General features: G+C 65.8%; 20 protein-coding genes. 10 read left to right on the forward strand and 10 right to left on the reverse strand.

What is annotated here, in order from left to right:
* The first annotated feature begins 6 nt into the window (after positions 1 to 6).
* The 10 genes from MA07_RS21440 to MA07_RS21485 are packed head-to-tail and all read left to right on the forward strand — an operon-like array spanning position 7 to position 8,708.
* Complete coding sequence (locus tag MA07_RS21440; RefSeq protein ID WP_036356583.1) at positions 7 to 1,530, forward strand: ABC transporter ATP-binding protein; 1,524 nt, start codon at positions 7 to 9, stop codon at positions 1,528 to 1,530.
* The gene (locus MA07_RS21445; RefSeq protein WP_036356586.1) at positions 1,530 to 1,958 is read left to right on the forward strand and encodes a VOC family protein; all 429 of its coding nucleotides are present in this window, start codon (positions 1,530 to 1,532) and stop codon (positions 1,956 to 1,958) included. The genes MA07_RS21440 and MA07_RS21445 overlap by 1 nt, the downstream gene beginning before the upstream one ends.
* 3 nt (positions 1,959 to 1,961) lie before the next feature.
* Complete coding sequence (locus MA07_RS21450) at positions 1,962 to 3,065, forward strand: ABC transporter permease (RefSeq protein WP_036356588.1); 1,104 nt, start codon at positions 1,962 to 1,964, stop codon at positions 3,063 to 3,065.
* A 3-nt stretch (positions 3,066 to 3,068) separates the two neighbouring features.
* Positions 3,069 to 3,974, forward strand: coding sequence for an ABC transporter permease (locus MA07_RS21455; protein ID WP_036356591.1), 906 nt, complete (start codon positions 3,069 to 3,071; stop codon positions 3,972 to 3,974).
* A 2-nt stretch (positions 3,975 to 3,976) separates the two neighbouring features.
* Positions 3,977 to 4,381 (forward strand): cytidine deaminase, encoded by a 405-nt coding sequence (gene cdd, locus MA07_RS21460; RefSeq protein ID WP_036356594.1) that lies wholly within the window; start codon positions 3,977 to 3,979, stop codon positions 4,379 to 4,381.
* 45 nt (positions 4,382 to 4,426) lie between these two features.
* The gene (locus MA07_RS21465) at positions 4,427 to 5,248 is read left to right on the forward strand and encodes a purine-nucleoside phosphorylase (RefSeq protein ID WP_280114253.1); all 822 of its coding nucleotides are present in this window, start codon (positions 4,427 to 4,429) and stop codon (positions 5,246 to 5,248) included.
* Positions 5,241 to 6,002, forward strand: a complete 762-nt coding sequence (deoC, locus tag MA07_RS21470) for a deoxyribose-phosphate aldolase (RefSeq protein WP_036356597.1) — start codon at positions 5,241 to 5,243, stop codon at positions 6,000 to 6,002. Before MA07_RS21465 ends, deoC begins: the two co-directional genes overlap by 8 nt.
* A 1-nt stretch (position 6,003) precedes the next feature.
* Positions 6,004 to 7,326 carry a thymidine phosphorylase gene (gene deoA / locus MA07_RS21475; protein ID WP_036356601.1) on the forward strand — a complete coding sequence of 441 codons (1,323 nt, stop codon included), beginning with the start codon at positions 6,004 to 6,006 and terminating at the stop codon, positions 7,324 to 7,326.
* Positions 7,323 to 8,264, forward strand: a complete 942-nt coding sequence (locus MA07_RS21480) for a glyoxylate/hydroxypyruvate reductase A (RefSeq protein WP_036356604.1) — start codon at positions 7,323 to 7,325, stop codon at positions 8,262 to 8,264. Before deoA ends, MA07_RS21480 begins: the two co-directional genes overlap by 4 nt.
* Before the next feature lie 27 nt (positions 8,265 to 8,291).
* Positions 8,292 to 8,708, forward strand: a complete 417-nt coding sequence (locus MA07_RS21485) for a GFA family protein (protein WP_036356990.1) — start codon at positions 8,292 to 8,294, stop codon at positions 8,706 to 8,708.
* 18 nt (positions 8,709 to 8,726) lie between these two features.
* Here MA07_RS21485 and MA07_RS21490 read toward each other — a convergent pair whose 3' ends face one another.
* From MA07_RS21490 to MA07_RS21535, 10 genes are all read right to left on the reverse strand, one after another.
* Positions 8,727 to 9,575 carry an NlpC/P60 family protein gene (locus MA07_RS21490; protein ID WP_036356607.1) on the reverse strand — a complete coding sequence of 283 codons (849 nt, stop codon included), beginning with the start codon at positions 9,573 to 9,575 and terminating at the stop codon, positions 8,727 to 8,729.
* Positions 9,576 to 9,638: 63 nt separating this feature from the next.
* Positions 9,639 to 11,021 (reverse strand): leucyl aminopeptidase family protein, encoded by a 1,383-nt coding sequence (locus tag MA07_RS21495; protein ID WP_036356610.1) that lies wholly within the window; start codon positions 11,019 to 11,021, stop codon positions 9,639 to 9,641.
* A 295-nt stretch (positions 11,022 to 11,316) separates the two neighbouring features.
* Positions 11,317 to 12,219 (reverse strand): 2-dehydro-3-deoxygalactonokinase, encoded by a 903-nt coding sequence (locus MA07_RS21500; protein ID WP_052003409.1) that lies wholly within the window; start codon positions 12,217 to 12,219, stop codon positions 11,317 to 11,319.
* A 46-nt stretch (positions 12,220 to 12,265) separates the two neighbouring features.
* A complete protein-coding gene (gene upp, locus MA07_RS21505) occupies positions 12,266 to 12,895 on the reverse strand; it encodes a uracil phosphoribosyltransferase (RefSeq protein ID WP_036356995.1) in 630 nt (209 codons plus the stop codon).
* A 36-nt stretch (positions 12,896 to 12,931) separates the two neighbouring features.
* Entirely contained in the window at positions 12,932 to 14,185 is a 1,254-nt protein-coding gene (locus MA07_RS21510; protein WP_081929109.1) for a URC4/urg3 family protein, read from the reverse strand.
* A 144-nt stretch (positions 14,186 to 14,329) separates the two neighbouring features.
* On the reverse strand, positions 14,330 to 15,592 hold the full coding sequence (locus MA07_RS21515) for a GTP cyclohydrolase II (RefSeq protein WP_036356612.1): 1,263 nt from the start codon (positions 15,590 to 15,592) through the stop codon (positions 14,330 to 14,332).
* A 254-nt stretch (positions 15,593 to 15,846) separates the two neighbouring features.
* The gene (locus tag MA07_RS21520) at positions 15,847 to 17,067 is read right to left on the reverse strand and encodes a phosphopentomutase (protein ID WP_036356616.1); all 1,221 of its coding nucleotides are present in this window, start codon (positions 17,065 to 17,067) and stop codon (positions 15,847 to 15,849) included.
* A 41-nt stretch (positions 17,068 to 17,108) separates the two neighbouring features.
* Positions 17,109 to 18,119, reverse strand: a complete 1,011-nt coding sequence (locus MA07_RS21525) for a cation diffusion facilitator family transporter (RefSeq protein WP_081929110.1) — start codon at positions 18,117 to 18,119, stop codon at positions 17,109 to 17,111.
* Positions 18,120 to 18,136: 17 nt separating this feature from the next.
* A complete protein-coding gene (locus MA07_RS21530; RefSeq protein WP_036356620.1) occupies positions 18,137 to 19,765 on the reverse strand; it encodes an ABC transporter ATP-binding protein in 1,629 nt (542 codons plus the stop codon).
* On the reverse strand, positions 19,762 to 20,925 hold the full coding sequence (locus tag MA07_RS21535) for an ABC transporter permease (protein WP_036356623.1): 1,164 nt from the start codon (positions 20,923 to 20,925) through the stop codon (positions 19,762 to 19,764). The genes MA07_RS21530 and MA07_RS21535 overlap by 4 nt, the downstream gene beginning before the upstream one ends.

Here is a 20,925-nt window from a genome sequence, read left to right on the forward strand (position 1 = left end):
AGGCCGATGTCCCCCGCCATTGAACTCATTGCCATCAACAAGAGCTTCGGCGCCGTTCACGCCAACAGGGACGTGAACCTCTCCGTCGCGCGCGGCACCATTCACGGCATCGTCGGCGAGAACGGTGCGGGCAAGTCGACCCTCATGTCGATCCTCTACGGCTTCTATGAGGCCGATTCCGGCGAGATCCGGGTCAACGGCAAACCCATTGCCATCCGCTCTCCCGACGACGCCATTCAGGCCGGCATCGGCATGGTGCACCAGCACTTCATGCTGGTAGAGCCCCTGAGCGTGGTCGAGAACGTGATGCTCGGGGCCGAAGGCGGCGCCATGCTGCGGGTGGGCGAGGCCAAGGTGCGCGCGGAGCTGGCGCGGCTGGCAAAGGATTACGGCCTCGAGATCGATGTGGATGCCACCGTGGGCGATCTCTCCGTCGGCCTGCAGCAGCGCGTCGAGATCCTGAAAGCCCTCTATCGCGGCGCGGACATTCTCATTCTCGACGAGCCCACCGCCGTTCTCACACCGCCGGAGGCCGATGCGCTGTTCGGTCTGCTGCGCTCGCTGAAGGAGCAGGGCAAGACCGTCATTCTCATCACCCACAAGCTGCGCGAGATCATGGCGATCACGGATCGCGTCTCGGTCATGCGCCGTGGCGAGATGGTGGCCACCGTTGAGACTGCCAATACCTCGCCGCCGGAACTCGCCGAGCTGATGGTGGGCCGGCGGGTGCTCCTGCGTGTCGAGAAGGCGGAAAAGACGCCCGGCGCGCCATTGCTCGAGGTCGATAACCTGTCCGTCGTCGATGGTCGCGGCGTGCTGCGCGTGGCCTCTGCCTCCTTCACCATTCGCGCGGGCGAGATCGTCGGCATCGCGGGCGTGGCCGGCAACGGACAGAGCGAATTGCTCGAAGCGATTGCCGGCATGCGCCAGCCGGTGCTGGGCTCGATCCGCCTTGAAGGGAAGGCGATCCATTCGAGCGAGCACAATCCGCACCGCATGCGCCAGCTCGGCCTGCTGCACGTGCCGGAGGATCGTCTGCGTACGGGTCTCGTGCCTGCATTTCCGGCCTTCGAGAGCGCCATTCTCGGCTTCAGCCACGAGCCGCATCTCGGCCGCGGTCCCATCCTCGATCACGACCGTCTCGTTGCGGATCTCGCGCAGAAGATGGAGCAGTACGATGTGCGCCCGCCCGCGCCGCGGCTGAAATCGTCCAAGTTCTCCGGCGGCAATCAGCAGAAAATCGTCCTGGCGCGCGAAATCGAGCGCAACCCGAAGGTGCTCCTCGTGGGACAGCCGACCCGCGGCGTCGATATCGGGGCCATCGAGTTCATCCATCGCCGCCTGATCGCCCTGCGCGATGCGGGCGTTGCGATCCTCCTGGTCTCGGTGGAACTCGACGAGATCATGAACCTCTCCGACCGCATCCTCACCATGTGCGGCGGCAAGATCACCGGTGAGCGCAAGGCCTCCCAGACCAACGAGCAGGAACTCGGCCTGCTCATGGCCGGCGTCGTGGACGAGGCCGCGTGATGCAGCCGCGATTGACACTAGTGACCCTTGGCGTGGCCGATCTCCCGAAATCCCGCGCCTTCTACGAGGCCTGGGGCTGGAAGGCGTCCTCCGCCAGCCAGCCCAGCGTCGCGTTCTATCAGGCAAACGGTCTGGCGCTTGCTCTCTTCGGTCGCGCCGATCTCGCCAAGGATGCCGGAGTCGAGGACAAGCCCACCGGATTTGCGGCCATCACGCTCGCCTACAATGCCCGCTCCAAAGAGGAGGCTGACGAGGTGTATGCTCTGGCCGTGAAGGCGGGCGCGCAACCGGTCAAGCCGCTGCAGGATGTTTTCTGGGGCGGCTATTCGGGCTATTTCGCCGATCCTGACGGACATCTCTGGGAAGTCGCCTGGAATCCATCCTTTCCTCTCGATGAGCAGGGCCACATGTTCCTGCCGGATGCTTAAGACGTGAGTGCTCCTCTCGACCTGCCCAGATGGGCAGATACGGTTCTCGTGCCCGCCATCTCCGTGGTGGCGGCGTTTCTTGTCGCCGGCCTCGTGGTACTTGCCATCGGCGAGAATCCGCTGACCGCCACGCGCTGGCTGCTCCAGGGCAGCCTCGGCACCGGGGAGGGGCTCGGCTTCACCCTGTTCTACATGACCGACTTCATCTTCGTCGGATTGGCCGTTGCCGTCGCTTATCATGCCGGCCTGTTCAACATCGGCGGCGAGGGACAGGCGACGCTTGCGGGCCTCGGCATTGCGCTGGTGCTCAACAACCTCACCTTCCTGCCGGGCTTCCTGCTCATCCCGCTCGGCATCCTGGGGGCTGCGGCCTTCGGCGCCCTGTGGGCAGCCATTCCGGGTTATCTGCAGGCAAAGCGCGGCAGCCACATCGTGATTACGACGATCATGTTCAACTGGCTCGCCAGCGTGCTGATCGTCTACCTGCTCGTGAACGTGCTGCGCGAACCGCAATCCATGAACCCGGAAACGCGCGCCTTCCCGGAGCAGTCGTACATCCCGTTCATGCACGACGTCTTTGCCGCCGTGGGCATCGAGATTCCGAACTCGCAGCTGAATCTCACGCTGGTGCTGGCGCTGGCTGCTGCCTATTTCGTCTGGCTCCTCATCTACCGCTCGCGCCTCGGCTATGCGATCCGCGTCGTCGGGTCGAACCCGAGTGCTGCGGTCTACGCCGGTATCTCGCCCGCGCGGATCATCATCATCGCCATGGTAATCTCCGGCGCGTTGGCGGGCGGTCTCGCCGTTAACGAACTCATGGGCTACCAGCACCGCCTCCTGCTCGAGTTCACCTCGGGCTACGGCTTCGTGGGGATCGCGGTGGCGCTCATGGGCCGCGCGCATCCGGTCGGCATCATCCTAGCCTCGCTCCTGTTCGGCATCCTCTATCAAGGCGGCGCGGAACTCGCCTTCGAGCAGCCGGCCATCACCCGCGACATGGTGGTGGTGATCGGCGGCATCATCATCCTGTTCGCGGGTGCGCTGGACGGGTTGTTCCGGCGTCTGGTGGCGCATCTGTTCGCACGTCAGAAACTGGCGAGGGCTTGAGCCATGGATCTCGGCATTCTCGTCACCATCTTCGACTCGGCCCTGCGGCTCTCGATCCCGCTTCTCGCCGCCTGCCTTGCGGGCCTCTGGTCCGAGCGCTCGGGCGTGGTGGATATCGGCCTTGAGGGCAAGATGCTGGTGGCGGCTTTTGCCGGCGCTGCCGGCGCCTATGCGTTCGGCTCCGCCTGGGCCGGCCTCCTCATCGGCATCGCGGCCTCCGTGGCCATCGGGCTCGTTCACGGCTTCGCCTCCATCAGCCAGCGCGGCAACCAGATCGTCTCCGGTGTTGCCATCAACATGCTGGCCGCGGGTCTCACCGCCATCGTGGGCAATGCCTGGTACGGGCAGGGTGGGCGCACGCCGCCGCTGGAGGGCGATCAGCGCTTCGGCAGCGTGCTCTTTGGTCATTCGGCGCTTGTTTACATCGTCCTGCTCGCAGTGCCGATCACATGGTTCGTTCTCGGACGCACGCGCTTCGGGCTTCGACTTCGAGCCGTCGGCGAGAATCCGGCTGCGGTCGACACCGCCGGCATCTCGGTGACGAAGCTGCGTTACACCGCCGTCATCATCGCGGGCGTGCTGTGCGGATTTGCAGGTGCCTACCTGTCGGTCGGACAGGCGGCAGGCTTCCTGCCCAACATGACGGCGGGGCGCGGCTTCATCGCGCTCGCCGCTCTCATCTTCGCCAAGTGGCGCGCGTGGCCCGCGCTCGGCGCCTGCTTCCTCTTCGGCCTGCTCGATGCCAGCGCCAACCAACTGCAGGGCCTCTCACTGCCCGGCATCGGCGAGGTGCCCGTGCAGGCCATCCAGGCGATGCCCTATCTCATGACGGTCATCCTGCTCGCCGGCGTGATCGGCAAGGCGATTCCGCCGCGCGCGTCCGGCGTGCCTTATGTGAAGGAGCGCTGAGCATGGCATCGCTGGATACCCTGTTCGAGGCAGCCAAGGCGATCCAAGCCAAGGCCTATGCGCCGTATTCGCGGTTCAAGGTCGGCGCCGCTATTCTGACCGTAGACGGCCAGGTCTTTACCGGCTGCAACGTGGAGAACGCGGCCTATCCGGTGGGCTCCTGTGCGGAGGCTGGTGCCATTTCAGCCATGATCGCCGGCGATGGAAACCGCATCGCGCAGATCGTCGTGATGGGCGAGGGCGAGAACCTCGTCACACCCTGCGGCGGCTGCCGCCAGCGCATCCGCGAGTTCGCCGGGCCCGACACGCCGATCCACATCGCGGGACCGGAAGGCATCCGGAAGAGCTTCACCCTCGACGAGCTGTTGCCCTTCTCCTTCGGCCCCGACAATTTGACGGATCGGTAAAGCGTTTTGCTTTGATGAAAGGAAGGCCTGCACGTCAGGCCTGAGATGACCATGCAGCAGATGATTCAAGAGGCGGCCGCCTTCGTGCGCAGCCGCGGCTTCGACGGCCACTTCGATGCAGCCTTCGTGCTCGGCACGGGACTGGGAACGCTGGTCGACGAGGTGAGCGATCCGGTAAGCCTCCCTTACGCGGAGATCCCGCATTTCCCGAGAAGCGGCGTCTCCGGCCATGCGGGCAAGCTTGTCGCCGGTACGCTCGAAGGGAAGCGCGTTCTGCTGTTCCAGGGCCGTGCGCACTATTACGAGACGGGCGATGCTGGCGCGATGCGCGTGCCTGTCGCCTTCGTGAAGGAGCTTGGCATCTCGACGCTGGTCGCCACCAATGCGGCGGGCTCGGTGCGGGCCGATATCCGACCCGGCAGCCTCGTGGCCATCAGCGATCACCTCAACCTCTCGGGCGCCAATCCGCTGCTGCGCGATCATACGGAAGGCCGCTTCGTCTCGCTCACGGGCGCTTACGACGAGGGCTTGCGCCAGACGCTGCAGCGCGCCGCGCAGAAGACCGGCATCGCGCTGCCCGAGGGCGTCTATGCCTGGCTGTCGGGGCCGAGCTTCGAGACGCCGGCCGAGATCAAGATGGTGCAGATCCTCGGCAGCGATCTCGTGGGTATGTCCACGGTGCCTGAGGTCATCCTCGCCCGCTATTACGGCCTGAGGGTCGCGGCCATTTCCGTCGTCACCAATCTGGCTGCCGGTATCGAGGGTGCGTCGCCCTCGCACCAGGAGACCAAGGACACGGCGGCGGAAGCCTCCGAGAAATTCAAGCGTCTCGTCCGGTCCTTCATCGCGGAGCTGCCCCATGCCTGATGCGGATATTGCAGTGCGCGCCCTGCGCAGTCTCGATCTCACCGACCTGACGGAGACCTGCACGGATCAGGCCATCGATGCCCTGTGCAAGAAGGCCCTCGATCCGCGCGGACCCGTGGCGGCCGTGTGCGTGTGGCCGCAATTCGTGAAGCGGTCCCGGGAAAGCCTCAAAGGCTCGTCCGTGCGCATCGCAACCGTGGTGAACTTTCCCGCCGGCGGCGAGGATGTGAGCCGCGTTGCGGACGACACGCAGGAGGCGCTCTCCGACGGCGCAAATGAAATCGATCTCGTGATCCCCTATGATGCCGTGCGACGCGGCGATCTCGCGGCTGCTGTCGAGATGGTGGAGGCCGTGCGCGAACTCGTCGACGGCGATCGCCTGCTGAAGGTGATCCTGGAGACGGGCGAGCTGAAGGATCCCAAGCTCATCGAGACCGCGAGCCGCATCGCCATCGACGCGGGTGCGGACTTCATCAAGACCTCCACGGGCAAGACGCCGGTCTCCGCCACGCCGGAAGCCGCCGAGATCATGCTCAACGCCATCAAGGCCTCGGGTAAGCCTGTCGGCCTGAAGCCTTCCGGCGGCATCCGTACAGTCGATGATGCGAAGATCTATCTCGATCTCGCCGACCGCATCATGGGACCCGGCTGGGCCACGCCGCGGACCTTCCGCATCGGCGCGAGCAGCGTCTACGATGCATTGATCGCCGCCATCGAAGGACGGGCCGGCACGGCCGCCACCGGAGCCTACTAGCATGAGCCTTCTTCCGCAGGAAATCATCCGCCGCAAACGCGATGGCGGCACGCTCGAGGCGGAGCACATCGAGCAGTTCATCGAAGGCATGACCGCAGGCCGCGTGACCGAGGGCCAGGCGGCGTCCTTCGCCATGGCGATCTTCTTCCGCGGCCTCTCCGTGCCTGAGCGCGTGGCGTTGACACGCGCCATGATGAACTCGGGAACCGTGCTGACCTGGGATCTGCCGGGTCCAGTGCTCGACAAGCATTCCACCGGCGGCGTCGGCGACACGGTGAGCCTTGCCTTGGGGCCTGCGGTCGCCGCCTGCGGCGGCTATGTGCCGATGATCTCAGGTCGCGGCCTCGGCCACACGGGTGGCACGCTGGACAAGTTCGATTCCATTCCGGGCTATGTCACGCAGCCCGATCTCGACACGTTCCGCAGTGTCACGCGGGACGTAGGCTGCGCCATCATCGGCCAGACGGCCGATCTCGCACCGGCCGACAAGCGCCTCTACGCCATCCGCGACGTGACGGCGACGGTGGAATCCATTGATCTCATCACCGCCTCCATCCTGTCGAAGAAACTCTCCGCCGGTCTCCAGGGTCTCGTGATGGACGTGAAGTTCGGCTCCGGCGCCTTCATGGACAATGCCGAGGATGCGCGAAAGCTGGCCCAGAGCCTCGTGCTCGTCGCCAACGGCGCAGGCCTGCCCACGAGCGCGCTGCTGACCGACATGAACGAGCCGCTCGCATCCGCCGCCGGCAACGCAGTCGAGATGGCTTACGCGGTCGATTACCTGACAGGGCGTCGCCGCGAGACGCGCTTCCACGAGGTGACCGTGGAGCTCTCCGCCGAGATGCTCGTGCTCGGCAAGCTTGCTGCCACCATCGAGGATGCTCGTGCAAAGATCGAGCATGCGATTGCATCGGGCAAAGCGGCAGAGGTTTTCCAGCGCATGGTGTCCGCTCTCGGTGGTCCCGCCGACTTCCTCGACAATCACGAGAAGCATCTGCAGGCCGCTCCCGTGATCCGCCCCATTCACGCGGAAGGCTCCGGCATCGTGCAGCGCATCGCCACGCGCGACGTGGGCGTGGCGGTCGTGGCGCTCGGCGGCGGCCGCACGCGTCCGCAGGACCCCATCGATCACGCTGTCGGTCTCACGGATCTCGCAGCCATCGGTGAGACGGTCAATGCCTCGCGTCCGCTCGCCATCGTGCACGCGCGCAGCGAAGACGCGGCCGAAGCGGCGGCGCGCGCCGTGCGTGCTGCTTATGCGATTGGCGACGCCCAGGCCGCTCCGGGTCCCAGCATTCTCGAGCGGATCGGAGCAAAGGCATGAGCCTTCTCGTCGCCGTCACCTGGCAGACACAGCCCTGGGTCGAGCGCTTCAAGCGCCTCCTGCCCGATCGCGACGTCGTCGTGCTCGGTGAGGATTTCGACAGGAGCGCCATCCGCTACGTGGCCACCTGGGGGCCGAAGCCTGGGAGCCTGTCGGGCCTGCCCAACCTCGAGGCGATCTTCTCGCTCGGCGCCGGCGTCGACCACCTGATGAGCTATCCCGATCTGCCGGATGTGCCCATCGTGCGCGTGGCGCAGGACGATCTCACCCACCGCATGAGCGAGTACATGGTGCTGCACTGCCTCATGTACCTGCGCGATCAGCGCCGTTTCGATGAGGACCAGAAGGCGAAACGCTGGAAGCCTGACCGTGCGCCGCCGATTGCCGGCGATGTGCGCGTCGGCATCATGGGCTTCGGCGTGCTGGGGCAGGACTCCGCCCGCAAGCTGAAGATGATGGGCTTCGATGTGGCCGGCTGGAGCCGCACAACGAAGGATGTGGAAGGCTTCCAGGTCTATGCCGGCGAGGAGGGGCTCACGCCGTTCCTCAACCGCACGGATATCCTCATCGCCCTCATGCCGCTCACGCCGGAAACGGAAGGCGTGCTCAACCGCTCCCTGTTCGAGAAGCTCGCCCGCGACGGCAGGCTCGGCGGACCGATCCTCATCAATGCAGGACGCGGCAAGCTGCAGGTGGAAGCGGATATCCTGGCCTGCCTTGACGACGGCACCCTGAGGGCTGCGACTCTCGACGTGTTCGAGACCGAGCCCCTGCCGGAAGACTCGCCACTGTGGACCCACCCGCACGTCACGGTCACGCCGCACAACTCGGCGACCAGCGAGCCGGAGGCGACAGCGCGGTACATTGCGCAGCAGATCCGCCGCCATGAGGCTGGTGAAGCGTTTGAGGCCGTGGTGGATCGAGTGCGGGGGTACTGAGACGCGATCTTACGGGAGGAGCTTTTGGTGCTGAAAGGCTCATGCGCCTGCGGGCAGGTCCGCTACGAGATCAAAGGTCAGCTCTCCGGTCCTATCACGTACTGCCATTGCTGGCGGTGCCGGAAGCATTCAGGATCGAGCTTCCGCACAACCGCGGGCCTGGATGCCGCTGCGCTCACCTTTGTCGCCGGTGAGGATCTGCTGCGCAGTTGGCAATCGAGCCCTGGTGTTCAGCGCTTCTTCGCCGGCTGCTGCGGTTCACCCATCGACAAGCGCGACGAGACGGATCCGGACAGGCTCGGGTTTCGGCTGGGCACGCTCGATTCCGATCCATCCATGAAGGCCGGCATGCACTACCATGTCGGCTCCAAGGCCCCATGGGTGGAGATCACCGATGGGTTGCCTCAGGAGCCTGACGGCATACCCTTTGGCCAGCGCGATTGATGGCGCGCGGCTGTCCGATTACAGCCGCTTGATCGCACTGATCGGCCCGTAGCTCGTGCGGCGAATGCGCTCTTCGGCCACTGCGATCGGCTCGATCATCACCGTCATGCTGTGGCCGGTGGCGTGGATGAAGTTCGTCTCGTCCATCATCAGGCCCACATGGCCCTTCCAGAACACGAGATCGCCGCGCTTGAGCCCGCTCAGGTCCGGCTTCACCTCGACAGGCGTCCCGAGGTCGCGCTCCTGCATGTCGCTGTCGCGCGGGGCCTTGATGCCGGCGGCCGTCAGCACGCTCTGGGCGAGGCCCGAGCAGTCGATGCCGAGGCTCGTCTTGCCGCCCCACAGATAGGGCGTGTGCAGGAAGCGCTCGGCTACAGCGACGTAATCCGTCTCGAATGCATCGAGGCCGCTCAGATGCGCGGCGAAGACCCAGCCGCCGGTGGCAAGCTTCGCATAGTCACCTTCGGTTTGCGTCACCGCGACCTTCGAATTCAGGGTGAGGTAGCTCTGGTAGGGCAGCTTCAGGTTCGGTCCCGGATAGATGAAGGTGCGGATGGCCCGTACCTTGTGGGTCGGCTCCGCTCCGGCCCCGCCGAGAGCCTCGCCAGGCAGGTAGCCCACATAGCCGTCGTCGTGCAGTTGCACCCAGGCCCAGCCCTCGTGCTCGTCATAGACGGTCACGCTCTCCCCGAAGATCGCTTGTGTATCGACCGGCGCCTCGCGAGAAGGGTGGCGGTGCAGAGCAGAAAAGGTGGTGATGAGGCGCTTCACCGTGCCGGTGGTGAAGCGCTCGGCCTCGACTTGCCCGCGCAGGCGCTCATCGGCGAGATCCGTGCGGACGGGCGTGATGCGGCGGTCGAAACTCATCGGGGCAGCTCCTTACTCTGTAACCCAGTTTCCTAGTCGCTTCGGCGCCGAAACGCCAGTGGCTCAAGCACCATAACGCTCCTTGAGGAGAGCATACATGAGGCGTGCCGCCTGGACCTCGCCGCCCTCGGGACGTCCCGGCCTGGTGGCGTTGTTCCAGGCGAAGATGTCGAAATGCACATGCGCCTTCGCGGCCTCCACGAAGCGGCGCAGGAACAGGGCCGCGGTGATCGAGCCGCCCATGGGGCCGCCGGTGTTGTTCATGTCGGCGAACTTGGAATCGAGCTGGGCTTGGTAGGGATACCAGAGCGGCAGGCGCCAGACGGGGTCGTTCTCCGCTGCACCGTGGCGGGCGATATCGGCGGCCAACGCATCGTCGTCGGTGTAGAAGGGCGGCAGTTCGGGGCCGAGCGCCACGCGGGCCGCGCCCGTGAGCGTAGCGAAATCGACGATGAGATCGGGGCTCTCCTCGTCGGCGAGCGCGAGAGCGTCGGCCAGGATGAGGCGGCCTTCCGCATCCGTGTTGCCGATCTCGACCGAGATGCCCTTGCGGCTCGGCAGGATGTCGCCGGGGCGGAAGGCGTTGCTCGAAATCGCGTTCTCGACAGCGGGGATCAGCACGCGCAGGCGCACGGGGAGCTTGGCGCCCATGATCATGTCGGCCAGCGCCAGCGTGGCCGCCGAGCCGCCCATGTCCTTGCGCATGAGCAGCATGGAGGAGGCAGGCTTGATGTCGAGGCCGCCGGTGTCGAAGGCAACGCCCTTGCCGATCAGTGTGATGCGCGGCGCATCGGCCTTGCCCCAGGTGAAGTCGATGAGGCGCGGCGGCGTGATGGACGCGCGGCCGACCGCATGGATCATCGGAAAGTTCTGCTTCAGCAGGTCGTCGCCGACGATGCTGGTGAAGGAAGCGCCATGCCGGTCCGCCAGTTGGCGCGCGGCCGCCTCGATGCCGTCGGGCCCGAGGTCGTTGGTGGGTGTGTTGACGAGATCGCGGCTTGCAACAACGGCATCCGCGATGCGCGACACATCCTCCGAATCGACGCCGTTCGGCACGACGAGGCGAACGGCCTTCTCGCTGCGCTTGCGGTAGCGGCCAAAGCTGTAGGTGCCGAGCAGCCAGGCAAGGGTGGCGAGCGTCGGGTTAGGGGCTTCGGTCTCGAAGCGATAAACGCCTTCTGGAAGCAGCGTCGAGAGCTTGCCGGGGAGGAATGGATCGCTCTGCTTGGCGTCCGTCCCGTTGATGCCGAAAGCGACGCCAAAAAGCTCACCACTGGCATCCGGCAGGAGGCAATGGCTTGCCGCCTTGCCTGCGAATCCTTGAGCCTTCGCGAAGCCCTGCGCCATGGGCGGCAAGCTTCCGGCGATCTCAGGCCAAGTCTGTTCCGTCACGAGCCAGATGGGCTTCGAGGCTTCATTCGCGGCGGCAAGGAGGGGATGAGGCATGAGTTTTGACCTTGTTCAAGGACGAGGGTTCGGGTGAGTCTTAAGGGCGAACGGAGTGCGTGTCATCCCGGACGGAGCGTCAGTGGAGATCCGGGACCGCTAACAGAATGAAACGCGGGTAGCTCGACGCTGTCATCCCCGCGCAGGCGGGGATCCATAACCGCTGACGGTTTTTCCATTCTGCATTGTCAGTGTTTATGGGTTTCGGGCTCCGCTTACGCGGCCCCGGAATGACAGTGCTGGACTGGATTGAACGATCCCGGATCGGCTTCGCCGCTCGGGATGACGGCAAGAGCTAACTCAGCGCGTGCTGGCGCGCGATCCGCGCCAATCCTGCGATCAGCGCCTGCTGCGTATCCTTGATCTCCGCCTCGATGCCGTGGCGCTTGAGCGCGTGGACGTAGAGCTCCGCGCGCTCCGGTGCAGCCAGGATCGTCACGGAGGCAGGGCGGCCGAACTGGGCCAGCGCGCCGTTGATCTCGTCGCCCGTGAGCAGGCCCGACAGGTAGGGCGCGAGCAGGCTGCTGTGCATGCGGTTGGACACGACCGACGCGCGGGCGCTGAAGAGAAGATGCAGCAGGCCGACTCGGGCCTCGCCGGCATTGCGCTCGGCGGCCTCGATCCCGAGATCAAACCCTTTGGGATCCTCAGGCTGCGTCGCCGGGCGGCCGATCATGGAGTGCTCCCGCAGCAGCGCGTACATCTCGCCGGTCATATAGGTGGCGAAGCGCTCGATGCGCCCATTGCGCATCAGGATCCATTTGGGATGCGTGCCGGCCGAGCAGATCAGCCCATTGTCGATGCCGGCGCCCAGAACCAGCGTCTCCTCGCCGCGCATCACGTCGGCGGCTCCGGGAGCGGGCTCGCAGAACAGGCCCGGAATGATATGGCCCTTGCGGCCGTTCCCCAGGTCCACCGGCACGAGCGCCTGGGCGATTTCCGCCGGACCGGCGGGGCAGGTGGCATAGGGCGCCTCGACCCAGCCCTCGCGGCTGCCCACCATGCCCACCAGCAGCACCGGTGCGTCGGGCTCAGCCTGCAGCCAGGGTCCGCACTGACGCAGGAAAACGTCCCGGTGCTGGCCCTTTTGCAGGGCCGAGACGCCCTCGTCCGACGAGACCTGATCGAGAACCGTCTCGTTCTCGATCAGATAGCCGCGAAAGCGGGTCGTTCCCCAGTCGGCGACGATGAAGCGCAAGGCCGATAACCCCGTTTTGACAGATGAGGGATAAGTCGCGCGGGCTTTAGCGCGTTCCGTACATGCGGTCGCCGGCATCGCCCAGACCCGGCACGATATAGCCGTGGTCGTTCAGGCGCTCGTCGATGGCGGCCGTCCAGATATGCACGTCCGGGTGCGCGCTGCGCAGCCGCTCGATGCCCTCGGGGGCGGCCAGCAGGCAGACGAAGCGCAGGTCCTTGGCGCCGCGCTCCTTCAGGCGCTCGATGGCGGCCACGGCCGAGTTGGCGGTGGCGAGCATCGGATCGAGCACCAGCACCATGCGGTCGGCAAGGTCGGAGGGAGCTTTGAAGTAGTATTCCACCGCCTGCAACGATTCAGGATCGCGGTAGAGCCCGATATGGGCCACGCGGGCGGCCGGCACGAGGGTGAGCATGCCGTCGAGGAAGCCGACACCGGCGCGCAGGATGGGAGCCAGCACCAGCTTCTTGCCGGCGATCTGCGCGCCTTCCATGGTGGTCATCGGCGTCTCGATCTGGATGCGCTCGATCGGCAGGTCGCGGGTGACCTCGTAGCAAAGCAGCATGCCGATCTCGTTGAGGAGCTGGCGGAAGCCCTTCGTCGAGCGCTCCTTGTCCCGCATCAGGGTCAGCTTGTGCTGAACCAGCGGATGATCGACCACGGTGACGCCCTGCATGTTTCTTCCCTCTTTGATCGTCGTATGCTGATTCATCTAAAACACTGTTCCGTCGCTGATCACGCTGAGAGGAGGCGAGCCGTCGCCGCGCTTCTCCTTCGCCAAGCGCCGCCCCGTGGCCCAGGTGCCGCCTTCGAGCGCCTTGGCCAGGGGAAAGTCCGCCGCCGCGAATCCTAGCTTCGCGCGGATCGGTTCGGCAATGCGGTCGAGAAGGGCGACCGTCAAGGCCCGCCATTCCACCACGAGCTGCGAATCCACCGCATGGGCGCGGCTCGCGTCCGAGGGATCCTTCAGGGCGATCACGCCGCTGTCGAGGAACAGTCCGCCGTTGCGGTATTCGGGCAGGCCTGTGAGCCCGTCGATTTCGACCACGGTAAAGCCCGCCCATTCGAGCGGCTCGATCAGCGAATAGGAGAGCCACTGCGACAGCTTGTGAAACGGGATGAGCCCCTTGGTGGCATCCTGCGCCTCGACCAGCGGATGACGCCACGTGTCGCCGAGATCGACTCCCCCGAGGGTGATGCGGCCGGGCCAGATCGGGCCGAGATGGGCGAGCAGCGCTTCAAGGATCGCCGTTGCCTTGATGCGCTCGCCCTCGGCCGTCGCGGCGATCACGTCGAAGAGGCCGCCGGGGCGGGAATCGTCCACCTGTCCGAAGATGTCCGGGTTCGTTGCGACCACGCGGCCGAGGCGGTTGAGGAGCGCGGCGCGGCCTTCGAGACCCACCAGCGGGTTGTCGGCCGAGACCTGGAAGCCTTCGGCCAGATCCTCGGGCGTCAGCGTCATCAGCACATCCGCATCGACGCGGAACGGGTCCTCCGGCCGGCTGGAAAAGGCACCGCTCACGAACATGTCGAAGCTCGCCACCGCAAGCCCCTCGGAACGGATATAGGTCTCGCCCGTGCGGCCTTCCTCGTAGCGCCATTGCGCGCCGGCGCCTGCATCGAGCAGCACGGACACGATGGCGAGGTCGAAGGCCGAGCGGGCCATGTCGGCGGCTGTTTCCCACGCTGCGCCGTGCATCACCGCGCCCCAGCGCTCGTGTCCTCCGGCGGCGAAGTGGCGCCAGCGGGCGTGGAACGGGATGTCGAGGGACGGATAGGCCTGGCGGATGGTCGTCACGACCTCGTCCGCGCAGGCGTCGAGCCGCGCGAGATCGACGGTGAAGTGCTGGAGACGGCCTTCGAGACCCGCCTGCAGGAGCTGGTGAGACCGCTCCCGTACCGCCGCGGCGGAGAGAAGGCTGCGGGCGGCTTTGGCGTCGGGCGACAGGTCAGGCTGGTCGGTCACTCAGGGCTCCGATGATCTCCGGCAGAGGATGCGATAGCACAGACTTGAGGCAACACATCATCTGCCGACAGGGCGGCTTGGGATAAGGTTAAAAACGAAGCGGGCACCGGCGGCAAGCCGGCACCCGCTTCATGATTCATCGCTTCAGAACCGCTCCAGATCGCGGCCCTTCACCTGATCCAGCGCCGACGCGTCCGGCGCTCCCTCGGGGGTGTAGTAGCCGGCGGCCTTCTTGGCTTCGATCTCGACCTGAGCATCCGGCGGCACCAGTTCGGCCGGAATCGGCACGCGCTCCACAACCTCGATGCCGGAGCCGGTGATGGCATCGTACTTCATATTCGACATGGACATGAGCCGGTCGATCCGCTGGATGCCGAGCCAGTGCAGCACGTCGGGCATGAGCTGCTGGAAGCGCGCATCCTGCACGCCGGCCACGCATTCGGTGCGCTCGAAATACGTGGAGGCCTGGTCGCCGCCCTCCTGCCGCTTGCGCGCATTGTAGACGAGGAACTTGGTGACCTCGCCGAGCGCGCGGCCTTCCTTGCGGTTATAGGCGATCACGCCGACGCCGCCGCTTTGAGCCTCGCGCACGCATTCCTCGATGCCGTGCACGAGATAAGGCCGGCAGGTGCAGATGTCGGAGCCGAACACGTCGGAGCCGTTGCACTCGTCGTGCACGCGGCAGGCGATGCGGGTCTTCGGGTCGCTCAGGCGCGAGACGTCGCCCACCACATAGACCGTAATGTTGCCGATGGGCGGCAGGAACACGCTCATGTCTGGACGCGTGACGAGCTCCGGGAACATGCCGCCGGTCTGCTCGAACAGGGTGCGGCGCAACTCGCCCTCGGAGCAACCGAAGCGCTCGGCGATGCCGGGCAGGTACCACACCGGATCGACTGCGATTTTGGTGACCGAGATGTCGCCGGATTCATGCAGGAAGCCGCCATCGGCCTTGAGGCGGCTTGCCCCCATGGCCGAGAGGATCTCCGGCATGTTGAGACGGGCCTTCGTTACCGCGATGCTCGGGCGGATGTCGACGCCGCCGGCGATGTCGTTCTGGAAGACCTGGCCGACCATGTGCCCCCAGGGATCGAGGGACACGATCTTGCCCGGGTCGAACCATTGCGGATGCGGGCCGATCTCCGCGGTCGGATGGGTGTTGTGAAGGTCGGGCCGCGACAGGGGGTTCATCGCCCGGGCCGAGATGGCAAGCGCCCGATAGAGGGAATAGGAGCCGCCATGGGCGCCGATCACGTTGCGGTCGGCGGGATTGGTGACGCTGCCGATGATCGGCCCGCGCTCCTTCGGATCCTTGGCTCCCCACTTGACTGGATGCTTGATGGTGCCGGCGTTCGGCTCGGGATGGGAGGTGAGCCGGATATGCGTCGAGCGGTTGGGCGAGCTCATGAACAATCTTCCACGCGAGAACGGGAAGACTCCCTCGACCGATCGCCGGAGAGCCTCCATACGATCTATGGGAGACTGATCTAAAGTTGCGGGGTCGTCAATGGGGCCGGGAGACGCCGGACAATGGCGCGGGGAAGGGCCAAGGTAGTCATCCCAGACGGAGCGGCAGCGCAGATCCGGGATCGCTTTCAGGGTAGGGCGCTATTCTCGTCCTGCGATCCCGGGTCGGCTTCGCCGTCCGGGATGACGTGCCTCTAAAGCCAGGGCGTACCCTTGCCCGGGTTCCGGACGCCCACATGCGCCAGCACGCTGGCCCCGATATCGGCAAAGCTCTCCCGCCGTCCGATGGTGCCAAGCTTCACCCCGGAGCCGAAGCACAGGATCGGCACATGCTCGCGGGTATGATCAGTCCCTGGCCAGGAGGGATCGTTGCCATGGTCGGCCGTGATGATGACGAGATCGCCCGGCTGGAGGGCTGCCTCGATTTCCGGGATGCGCCGGTCGAAGGTCTCGAGCGCTGCCGCATAGCCGGGGATGTCGCGGCGGTGGCCGAACTCGCTGTCGAAATCGACGAGGTTCGCGAACACGAAGCCGCCGTCCGGCAGATCGCCCATGGCCGCGATGGCAGCCGACAGGCAGGCGTCGTTGCCGTTGGGCTTGATCTCCCGGCCCGTTGCGCGATGGGCGAAGATGTCGCCGATCTTGCCGACGGTGACGACGGAGCGGCCTGCCTTGTCGAGCGTGTCGAGGATGGTGTCGGACGGCGGCGGAGTGGCGAAATCCTTACGGTTGCCGGTGCGCTTGAAGCCGGCTTCGGGCGAGCCCACGAAGGGCCGGGCGATCACGCGGCCGATCTTGTACTCGTCGCAGAGCTCGCGCCCGATGCGGCACAGCTCGTAGAGCCGCTCCAGCCCGAAGCTTTCCTCGTGGGCGGCGATCTGCAGAACGCTGTCGACGGAGGTGTAGACGATGGGCTTGCCGGTGCGCATGTGTTCCGCGCCGAACTCATCGATGATGGTGGTGCCGGAGGCGTGCTTGTCGCCCAGAATGCCGGGCAGGTTGCCGCGCTCGACGAGCGCCGTGGTCAGCGCTTCGGGAAAGGTCGGGATCGTGCTGGGGAAATAGCCCCAGTCGAAGGTCACGGGCACGCCCGCGATCTCCCAGTGGCCAGACGGCGTATCCTTGCCCTTGGAGGTCTCCACGCCATACCCCCAGGCGCCGTTCAGCGGCCCCTGCGGTGCAAGGCCCGGCGGCATGCGCCCCGTCGAGGCCTCAGCGGCGAGCCCGAGACCCAGCGCCGTCATATGCGGCAGATGGAGCGGCCCCTGACGGAGTCCTGCCTGATCGCCACACCCCTCGGCGCAAGCCTCCGCGATGTGCCCGACCGTGTCGGCGCCAGCATCGCCATAGGCTTCGGCATCCTCGGCTCCGCCGATACCGACGGAGTCGAGCACGATGAGAAGAGCGCGGGGCATTGGTTCCAGTTCCTCAAACCACGGGAATCACGACTGATACGTCATTGCGGCGAAAGATGCGATGCCTCCCCGTGAGGGTGGTGCCCCCCATGGATGTGCCCCTCGTGAGAGTGCTCGTGCTGCTCCAGGGGGCATTCCGGCCCGTGGCCGTCGGCCTCGGGCCTGTGAATTTCGATCTGCAGAGTCGCGTGCTCGATGCCGAAACGGTCCTTCAGGTCCTGTTGCACCTGCGCCAGAAAACGGTCGCCCGGGTGCCCATCCGGCATGACGAGATGGGCCGTAAGAGCAGCCTCGGTCGTGCTCACGGCCCACACATGCAGGTGGTGAACGCGGGCGACGCCTGGCATCCGTTCGAGAGCCCTCCTGACATCGGGAACCGCGATGCCGCGCGGCACGCCGTGAAGGGACAGGGTCAGGGACTGCTTCAGCAGGCTCCAGGTGCCCCAGACGATCACGGCGGCGATGACGAGGCTGAGAACCGGATCAATCCAGTCCGCGCCCGTCCAGAGGATTGCAAGGCCGCCAAGGACGACACCCAGCGACACGGCCGCATCGGCCACCATGTGCAGGAAGGCGCCGCGGATATTGAGGTCGCTGTGACCGTGCATGAACAGGAAAGCCGTGAAGCCGTTCACGATGATCCCGATGCCGGCCACGATTATCACGGTGACGGCAGCCACAGGCGCGGGCTCGATCAGGCGCTCGATGGATTCCCACACGATGCCGCCGACGGCGACGAGCAGAAGCAGCGCGTTGAAGAGCGCCGCCAGGATGGAGCTGGAGCGCAGGCCGTAGGTGAAACGCTCCGTCGGGCTGCGTCTCGCGAGCAACGCCGCGCCCCAGGCGATGGAAAGGCCGAGCACATCGCTCAGGTTATGGCCGGCATCCGAGAGCAGGGCCATGGAATCGGCCCAGAAGCCGTATCCGGCCTCGATGACGACGAAGCCGAGATTCAGCGCGATGCCGATGGCGAAAGCGCGTCCGTGACCCGCCTGGGGAGCGTGGGAATGCCCGTGATGCGAATGGCGGGCCGGGTGATGCTGCACAGGCATGTTTGACCGGTAGCGTCCTATTCGCGGACTGCGTTCGAGGCCGCCGTTTCGAGATTGAAGGCCGCGGCGAAGAGCGCTTTCGTATAGTCGGTGCGCGGTGCCGCGAAGATGCTCTCGGCCGATCCTTCCTCAACGATCTGGCCGTTCTGCATCACCACCACGTGGTTTGCGAGCGCCCGCACGACCTTCAGGTCGTGGCTGATGAACATGTAGGCGAGATTGCGCCGCTTCTGCAAATCGCGCAGGAGCTCCACGATCTGGGCCTGCACGGACATGTCGAGGGCCGAGGTCGGCTCGTCGAGCATGATGAACTGGGGCTCCAGGGCCATGGCGCGGGCAATCGCGATGCGCTGGCGCTGGCCGCCGGAGAACTCGTGCGGGTAGCGGTCCATGGTGGACGGGTCGAGGCCCACGTCGTCCAGAGCCTTGGCCACGATGTTGCGGCGCTCCCCGTATGAGAGGCCCTTGTTCTGGACGAGAAGCCCTTCCTCGACGATCTCGGCGATCGACATGCGCGGCGACAGGGAGCCGTAAGGATCCTGGAACACCACCTGAAGGTTCTTGCGCATCGGGCGGATGTCCTTGGCGCGCATGCCGTCGATGCGGTTGCCGAGGAACACGATGGGTCCCTCCGACTGCACGAGGCGCAGGATGGCGAGGCCCAGCGTGGTCTTGCCGGAGCCGGACTCGCCGACGACGCCCACGGTCTCGCCCCGGCGCACCCGCACGGACACGCCGTCCACCGCCTTCACATGGCTGACTGTGCGCTGAAAGAAGCCGCGCTTGATCGGAAACCAGACCTTGATCGGTCCGGCCTCGACGATGACCGGCGCATCGTGCGAAACAGGATTGGCGCGGCCCTTGGGCTCTGCCGCCAGCAGCCGCTGCGTATAGGGATGCTGCGGATTGCCGAAGACCTCTGCGACTGTTCCGTGCTCGACGATCTTGCCCTTGAACATCACGCAGACGCGGTCGGCGATCTTGCGCACGATGCCGAGGTCGTGGGTGATGAACAGCATCGACATGCCGAGCCTGCTCTTCAGCTCGGCGAGCAGCTTGAGGATCTGCGCCTGCACGGTCACGTCGAGGGCGGTCGTCGGCTCGTCGGCGATGAAGAGATCGGGCTCGTTGGCGAGCGCCATGGCGATCATCACGCGCTGGCGCTGGCCGCCGGAGAGCTGGTGCGGATAGGCGCCGAGCCTCGACTCCGCATCGCGGATGCCGACGAGTTCGAGAAGCTCGAGCGTGCGGGCGCGCGCCTCGCGGTCGTTGAGGCCGCGGTGCAGCTTCAGGATCTCGCCGATCTGCCGCTCAATGGTGTGGAGCGGGTTGAGCGACGTCATCGGCTCCTGGAACACCATGGTGATGTCGTTGCCGCGGACTTTCCGCATCTCGTTCTCGTCCGCCGGGATCATGTCCTTGCCCTTGAACAGGATGCGGCCGGAGGGGTGATGCGCGGAGGGGTATTGCAGAAGCTTGAGCACCGAGAGCGCTGTCACGGACTTGCCGGACCCGGATTCACCCACCAGCGCCACCGTCTCGCCCGGCATGACATCGAACGACACGCGGTCGACCGCCAGCATGTCCTGCTCGCCTTGGCGAAACGCGACGGAGAGATCCTGAACCGAGAGGAGGGGTTCTGTCATCGGAACGTCTTCCGCGGGTCGAAGGCGTCGCGCACCGCTTCGCCGACGAAGATGAGAAGGCTGAGCATGATGGCGATCACGAAGAAGCCGGCGAGACCGAGCCAGGGTGCCTGAAGGTTCGCCTTGCCCTGCGCGAGCAGCTCGCCCAGCGACGGCGAGCCCGGCGGCAGGCCGAAGCCGAGGAAGTCGAGGGAGGTCAGGGTCGTGATCGAGCCGTTGATGATGAACGGCATGAAGGTGAGCGTCGCCACCATGGCGTTCGGCAGCAGGTGCTTGAACATGATGGTGCCGTTGGAGAGGCCCAGGGCACGGGCCGCGCGCACGTATTCGAAGTTGCGCGCCCGCAGGAACTCGGCGCGTACCACGCCCACCAGCGACACCCACGAGAACAGCAGCAGGATGCCCAGCAGCACGAAGAAGCTCGGCGTGATCACGGCCGAGATGATGATGAGCAGGTAGAGGGATGGAATCGCCGTCCAGACCTCGATGAAGCGCTGGAACAGCAGGTCCGTCCAGCCGCCGTAATAGCCCTGCACGGCCCCGGCCAGAACGCCGACGATGGACGAGATCCCGGCGAGCGTCAGGCCGAACAGCACGGAGATGCGGAAGCCGTAGATGAGGCGCGCGACCACGTCGCGGCCCTGGTCGTCCGTGCCGAGCCAGTTCCACTCGATGTCTCGGCACGCCGTGCCGCCGTTGCGCTCCGCAATCGGCCGGCACTGATCGTCGGTGAGCATCCAGGTCGGCGGCGCGGGAGCCGGAACGGGAAGGTCGAGGTTGTGCGTGTTGTAGGAGAAGCGGACGGGCGCCCAGAGCAGCCATCCGTTGTCCTGGATTTCCTTGGCGATGACGGGATCGCGATAATCCGTGACCGCCAGGAAGCCGCCGAACTTCTCCTCCGGATAGTTCACGAAGGCCGGGTAGAGCAGCTCGCCCTTGTAGGAAGCGAGGATCGGCTTGTCGTTGGCGATGAGCTCCGCGAAGAGGCTGAGGACGAACAGGATCATGAAGATCCAGAACGACCAGTAGCCGCGCCGGTTCGCCTTGAAGTTCTCGAGCCGACGCCGGTTGAGCGGCGACAGCTTGATGAAGCCCTGGCGCGGTAGCGGCGGCGCGACGGGCGAAGACGCCGGGGAGACGACGGGCACGTTCTCGTTCAT

This window comes from Microvirga sp. BSC39 (genome assembly GCF_000739015.1).
Lineage (GTDB): Bacteria > Pseudomonadota > Alphaproteobacteria > Rhizobiales > Beijerinckiaceae > Microvirga.